We start from the raw sequence: 1,811 nt of genomic DNA on the forward strand, positions 1-1,811 counted from the left end.
GAGTTGTCGACCTGGACATATCCAACCGGGCTGGTCGTGTAATAGAACTGCCTCATCCCGGCCGGCGCATTGTCCTCGCTCCACCAGAGCGACGATCCGGGATCGATCGTCGGCATCGCTTGCGAGTTCTCGGCGTCGTACCAGACGATATTGTTGCCCGTCGCCGGATATGCGAGCGGGTTCCCGGACGCGTCGAGCCCCTGCGAATACACGCCCCCTTGATTGCCGTGCTGACCGCCCCCCGTGCCCACCAGATAGAACGTGTTGTGACGCGTATTGGCATACGGCGACGTGTTCGAACCGTTGAGCACGAGACCCTTCGCAGTGCCGTTGTCCGCGTTGTAGAGATTGATGACATCGAACCGCTCACTGTCGTCACCGTTCAATACGACACCGGGCGAATTGAAATAGACGGCTTGAATCAGGAAGAAGTGATTCCAGCAGGCATTGTGGTTGTAGGCACTGTTCGTGATGAGTACGGACCCATCGGTCGGAAGCGTTTGATACCCGGAAATGTTGTAGAAAATGTTTCCGGTGACGTCCGAGTTTTCCGTGGCCGCGGGCGAGATATCAGTCTGCACAAAAGCAGTCGCCCAGTGGGCTGCACGAATATCGTAGGTCCCGTAGCGCGCCGAGATCAGATTGACAGCGATACCACCACGGGAATTATTGCCATCCCAGAAGATCCCCATGACGCTGTTGTCTTCTGTCTTCTGATCAGCGGATGGGGTGATCTTCAGCGCGGTCCCGCCTTGCGGGCCGACCCAGCGATTGATCGTCGTCGCGTTGATGTTCGGCGAATTGTCGTTGTATCCGCCACCGCCCGCGCCGATCAGCTTCACGGCAGGACAGTTGATCGTAACGCCGTGATCCCACAGATAGGTGCCCGGCGGCTCATACACGGTCTTCTGTGACAGCGACGCACATGCGTAGTTGACCGCATTCTGAATCGCCGTCGCGCTCGGCCGCGTGCCAGTCGGGTCCGCACCGAATGCGATCACCGAAATTTTCTGTTCCTGCAGAATCGCCTGCAACGCACGATCGCTTGCGCCTACCCCACCGAGGTTGAAAAGCAGCGAAGGATTCGACGTCGACGCAGCAAGCGACGTGAACGCACCAGAACTCGGGCGCGAGTTGCCGATCGTGGCGCCGTTGATAGCACCACCCTGAATCGCCGCATTCTGGAATGCACTGTTGAGCTGGGTGGCGGAAAGAACCTGCCCAGGAACAAACTGTGCGTATGCGGGATCGAGCACGGCCGCTGCAACCAGGAGGCCTGTGATGCTGCGAAGCCTCGTGCAGAAAATTTTCATTCTAGGTGCGCTCCTTGTTACGATCCGCTCGGTTCCGACCAAACGACGCTCTGCACTGCTTGAATGGTTGTCGCCGCATTCACCTGGTCAATGAGTGCTGCCAGTTGCTGTTGACACTTGTTGAGCCACGCTGCAAAGCTCGCAACAACGGCCTGCGCCTGAGCCTGCGTGTGCGACTTGAACGACCACGATCCGACGGCCTCGCACCAAAGCATCCCGCCCGACGGGCAGGCGGCCACGGTGTTCTGGTTTGCCTGATCCACGAGCGTGCTCGGATAGCTGCATGTGGACCCGAGTGCGCTCGACGAAAAACCTGCCGTGATCGTGCCCGAGCATGCCGCGTAAAGAACTGCATTCTGCATCGTCTGAGCCTGCGCGAGCAGTTGGGCGGCAGTCGGCGCGGCAGGCGCTACGAGCGCGCCATTCGACACGGTATAGCCGTGCGTTTCCACTGCCTGCTGCCATTCGTCGTCGGTGATCGCAATCGCGCTCACCCCA

Annotated in this window: 2 protein-coding genes; both read right to left on the reverse strand. The window is 59.4% G+C overall.

Annotation, left to right across the window (positions count from 1 at the left end; all coding sequences use genetic code 11):
• Window positions 1-1,313: glycosyl hydrolase family 28-related protein (locus BDO18943_RS42360; RefSeq protein ID WP_175026717.1), on the reverse strand; the 1,313-nt coding region annotated here is incomplete at its 3' end.
• A gap of 17 nt (window positions 1,314-1,330) precedes the next feature.
• Window positions 1,331-1,811: hypothetical protein (locus BDO18943_RS42365; RefSeq protein ID WP_175026718.1), on the reverse strand; the 481-nt coding region annotated here is incomplete at its 5' end.

Source organism: Burkholderia aenigmatica (assembly GCF_902499175.1).
Classification (GTDB): Bacteria; Pseudomonadota; Gammaproteobacteria; order Burkholderiales; family Burkholderiaceae; genus Burkholderia; species Burkholderia aenigmatica.